This is a genomic window from Terrisporobacter petrolearius (genome assembly GCF_020748185.1).
GTDB classification, from domain to species: domain Bacteria; phylum Bacillota; class Clostridia; order Peptostreptococcales; family Peptostreptococcaceae; genus Terrisporobacter; species Terrisporobacter petrolearius.
Genome location: NZ_JAHZMO010000085.1, coordinates 1 through 4,515 on the forward strand (window position 1 = coordinate 1; position 4,515 = coordinate 4,515).

At 26.4% G+C, this 4,515-nt stretch carries 6 protein-coding genes; 4 read left to right on the top strand and 2 right to left on the bottom strand.

Annotated elements, in window-relative coordinates; translation table 11 throughout:
- Together K0040_RS19580 and K0040_RS19585 are read right to left on the bottom strand one after the other, a co-directional pair.
- On the bottom strand, positions 1-208 hold a 208-nt coding region (locus tag K0040_RS19580; RefSeq protein ID WP_228110388.1), incomplete at its 3' end, for a transposase.
- A gap of 111 nt (positions 209-319) precedes the next feature.
- The gene (locus K0040_RS19585; protein ID WP_228110389.1) at positions 320-919 is read right to left on the bottom strand and encodes a stalk domain-containing protein; all 600 of its coding nucleotides are present in this window, start codon (positions 917-919) and stop codon (positions 320-322) included.
- A 372-nt stretch (positions 920-1,291) separates the two neighbouring features.
- On the opposite strand from K0040_RS19585, the gene K0040_RS19590 reads away from it, so the two are divergent.
- The 4 genes from K0040_RS19590 to K0040_RS19605 all read left to right on the top strand — a co-directional run bounded on the left by K0040_RS19590 (position 1,292) and on the right by K0040_RS19605 (position 4,366).
- Positions 1,292-1,885, top strand: coding sequence for a tetratricopeptide repeat protein (locus tag K0040_RS19590; RefSeq protein WP_228110390.1), 594 nt, complete (start codon positions 1,292-1,294; stop codon positions 1,883-1,885).
- Between the two features lie 149 nt (positions 1,886-2,034).
- Positions 2,035-2,748 carry a pseudouridine synthase gene (locus K0040_RS19595; RefSeq protein ID WP_228110391.1) on the top strand — a complete coding sequence of 238 codons (714 nt, stop codon included), beginning with the start codon at positions 2,035-2,037 and terminating at the stop codon, positions 2,746-2,748.
- Between the two features lie 9 nt (positions 2,749-2,757).
- Positions 2,758-3,333, top strand: a complete 576-nt coding sequence (mnmM, locus tag K0040_RS19600; protein ID WP_228110392.1) for a tRNA 5-(aminomethyl)-2-thiouridylate-methyltransferase MnmM — start codon at positions 2,758-2,760, stop codon at positions 3,331-3,333.
- A gap of 157 nt (positions 3,334-3,490) precedes the next feature.
- Positions 3,491-4,366 carry a MurR/RpiR family transcriptional regulator gene (locus K0040_RS19605; RefSeq protein WP_228110393.1) on the top strand — a complete coding sequence of 292 codons (876 nt, stop codon included), beginning with the start codon at positions 3,491-3,493 and terminating at the stop codon, positions 4,364-4,366.
- Positions 4,367-4,515 lie beyond the last annotated feature (149 nt).

Genomic DNA, 4,515 nt, shown 5'->3' on the forward strand with positions numbered 1-4,515 from the left:
TACGTGAATTACTAGATTCAGTTCTTTCATAAGGTTCATACCCTAAGTGATTATCTAGCTCCGCCTTAAGCATGCTCTCTATAGTTCCGCCAAGTAGATCTTTTAAGGCTTCTTGTATATCTTCAGCGCTTTGAATATCATACTCTTCAATTAAATTTGCTATGATATTTCTTTTTCCTTCGCTAAGCTTTTGTTTTCTTTTTCCCATAATAAAACAGCCTCCTATAATAATTAAATATTATCATAGAAAGCTGTTGAATTTTGTTATTTACAGAGTTTTTTTCACACACTCTTTTAGATATTAGATACTATCATAAATTTATTTATTTCTTATTTCTACAGTATCTTTAAAATCATCATACTTTAAGATATAGCCCATTTCTCTAAGTAAAAATGCCATTTCTCCATAAATAACTTTGTTCTTAACTTGAGATTTTGTTGATAATATTCTTAAAGTATCGTTCATTTTAATGTTCTTAGTTCCTACTTCATATTCAAAAACAATTTCATCTTTTGTTAAGATTAATTTAGACTTTTTGTTTTCTACTTTAAACCCTAATTTGTTAGTAACTTCTTCTATTGGTAATTGAAGTATGCCATTTTCTATAATAGGCTGATTAGTTAAAGTTATTTTTTCCCCATTAATTATTATATCTTTAAAACTGTCTTCATTGGTTCTATTTTCAATATCGTCATGCATTGTTTCTTTTAGTTTATCTACTTTTAAAGAAATATTTTTAAATGATTTAAGTAAAGATTCTATTTCAGTTTTAGAAAAATCATCTTTTTTATTTTTGATAACTAATGGTTTTTCTTCGGCTATAAATAATAACTTGTCATCATCTTCAATTAAATAAGTATTAGTTTTAAGTGAGAGTTGAATTAATGCATCTCTAATTTGAGAATAGGTAGCCGTCATATCCTCAGATACTCTTATACTAATAATTATCGCCTATGACTTTGATTTAATTTTTTATAGTATATAGATTATTAAAGTTTAGCAAAATAATTATTTATTTTATTATTTAATAAATTAGTGAATGTTTTGTATATACCTTTATGTAAATATAGTGTGCTTGGCTATATTTTTGATGTGGTTTCATATCGTTTTCAGATATTGATAAGTTTAATTCATACATATTATATTTTGCAGGGTTTATTAATTTGAGATGTTTTTTGCAATAAATGTTGTATAAATACTTACTAATGTACAAATATAATTATATAGAATTTTATAATGTGCAAACTTAGGGTGTATGATAAACTATATTATACAATAGGGAGGATTTTCATGAAAAAGAAATTATTATTAGTATTGTTTTTAATAACTGCTTTGACAGGTGGATGTAGTAAAGTAACTGTAAATAATTCTTTAATAAAGGGACAAGAAAAGCTTGAAAGTCATAAATATGATGAAGCTTTAACTTTATTATCTCAAGTTTTAAATGAAGATTCAGAAAATGAGTCAGCTAGAGCAATGTATATGCAAGCAAGAAAGATGCAAAGTGCACAAAATTACGAAAAAAAGCATGATTATGAGAAAGCCATAAAAGAACTGGATTCAATTGTAAATATAGATTCAGGTTCTAAACAAATAAAGAGAGAGTCAATAAACAAAAAAGCTGAACTTGAAAAACTAAAAGAAAGAGCTGAAAAAGAAGCTTTAGAAAGAAAAGAAAAAGCAAAGAAAGCCTCTGAAAAAGACATTAATAAGTTGGAATCGGAAATGATTTATAATAATCAGAAAAAAGAAGAAAAGAAAAAGCAAGAAACTGAGGAAAGTAATAAAGAGGAATTAATAAAAGATTCTATAAAAGAAGAGACTGAAGATAATTCACAAACAAATATAGATATACAATTAAAAGATACAAGTGATAATGAATGAGTAAATAAAGCTAATTATAAATAAACTGCCATATGCAGTTTATTTTTTTATTTTATAGGAAATATAAATAATAAATAAAAATATCTTGTGAAAATTTGTCACATATATTAGTATTTACTATGGATAAAAAAATAATTAAAGGAGTAAATATGAGAATAAACAAATATATAGCTTCTTGTGGAGTAGCATCTAGAAGAAAAGCTGAAGAACTTATTTTAAATAAAAAAGTAAAAGTAAATGGAAAGTTAATAGAAGAATTATCTTTTCAAGTTGATGAACAAAAAGATAGAGTGGAAGTTGATGGAGTGAAAATATCTCTTGACGAAAATTTAGTATATATATTATTAAATAAACCAGAAGGGTACATAACAACAGTTAAAGATCAATTTGACAGACAAAGTGTAATAGATTTATTAAGTGATATAAAAGAAAGAGTATTTCCTGTTGGAAGGTTAGATTATGAAACAAGCGGTCTTTTATTACTTACTAATGATGGTGACTTAACATACAAATTAACTCATCCTAAACACGAAATTGACAAAACATATATTGCTATGGTAAAAGGTCAGTTAAGTGAAGAAGAAATTAAAAATTTCAAATCTGGATTATATATAGAAGACTATAAAACAGCACCAGCCAATATTAAAATAGTATATTATGATAAAAATAGAGATATATCTAAACTAGAAATAAAAATACATGAAGGCAAAAACAGACAAGTAAGAAAAATGTGTAAAGCTATAAATCATCCTGTACTTAGGCTTAAAAGAGTAGCTATGGGTAAAATAACTTTAAATGACTGTAAAATGGGTGAATACAGATATTTAACAGAAGAAGAAATAAATTATCTTAAAAGTATATAGAGGTAGATTATGTTAAGAGCAAAATATATAAATAAAATAACTGAAGTAAACAAAATATTTTTAGAGAAAATTATTGAAAAAGGCCATGTAGTAATTGATGCTACTATGGGAAATGGGTATGACACAGTATACTTAGGAAATTTAGTCGGAGAAACTGGTAAAGTATATGCATTTGATGTTCAAGAAGAAGCTCTAACTTCTACAAGAAAAAAAGTTGTAAGAGATAATATGGAGGATAGAATTGAGCTAATCCTTGATGGCCACCAAAACTTAGATAAATACGTGAAAGAAGAAGTAAGCTGCGTTGTATTTAACTTAGGGTACTTACCAAGGGCTAAGCATATGGTTATTACTAAGCCAGATACTACTTTAGAGGCAATCAAAAAAAGTTTAAAATTATTAAAGCCAAATGGAATAATAAGTATAGCAGCATATATAGGACATGAGGGTGGCCTTGATGAAAAAAATTATATATGTGAGTACTTAGATAATTTAGATCAAAAACAATATAATGTATTGCATATGGAATTTACAAATCAAATAAATAATCCACCTCAGCTTATACTAGTAGAAAAAAAAGGTTAAGAAATATATAATTTTGCTACCTTATAAAAAATATATTGAATAATGAAAAAATGAAATAATATTTTATAACTTAATATAAACAGTGGTATAATTAAGTTATAAGTATGAATAATTTACAAATACTTCATATTTTTCACAAAAGAAAGAGGAGCATATTATGGAATTTACAAATAATATAAATGATAGTAAACAATTAATTTCAATTATACAATCTCGTTATCCTAAAATGAGTAAGGGGCAAAAGCTTATAGCCCAATATATTATTAAAAATTATGATAAAGTAGCATTTATGACTGCAAGTAAACTTGGGGAAACTGTAGGTGTTAGTGAGTCTACTGTGGTAAGGTTTGCTAATGCTTTAGGATATCCAGGATACCCAAAACTTCAAGATGCATTACAAGAGTTAATAAAAAATAAATTAACAACAGTGCAAAGGGTGGAAATGGCCAATGATGATTATTCTGATGATGTAACAATACTTAGTAAGGTTCTAAAGAGTGATATAGATAATATAAGAGGAACTTTGGAAGAAATTGATGCAAAAGCTTTTAAGGACGCTTCAGAAGAAATATTAAAAGCTAGAAAAATATACATTTTAGGTATGAGAAGTTCTCACGTTATAGCTCAATACCTAGGGTTTTATTTAGATTTAATATTAGATAATGTTCATGTAATAAGACTAGACATGGGAGATGTTTTTGAGCAAATAGTTAGAATAAACGAGGAAGATGTAATAATAGCATTTAGTTTTCCTAGGTATTCAAAAAAATCATATCAAGTTGTTGACTATGCTAAAAATAAAGGAGCTCATATTATATCAATAACAGATAGTTATTTTGCACCAGTAGCGTGTTTGTCTGACAATACTCTTTTAGTAAAAAGTAATATGGCGTCATTTGTTGACTCTTTAGTTCCTGCTATGACTGTAGCTAATGCACTTGCCATATCTGTAGGTATGAAAGAGAAAGAAGAAATAAAAAAATACTTTGATGATTTGGAAAAAATTTGGGAACAGTATTCTATTTACGAGTAATTTATGGTAGCAAGTGCTGATGCTTTGGGTTTGTCAATAAAAGTGTGTAAGTAGTTTTTATTTTATAAGTCAGGTAGATAAAATTAATCTACCTGATTTTTTAATACTGATATTTTTTAACTCTTTCTTTTAAATTCTCATCCATATCT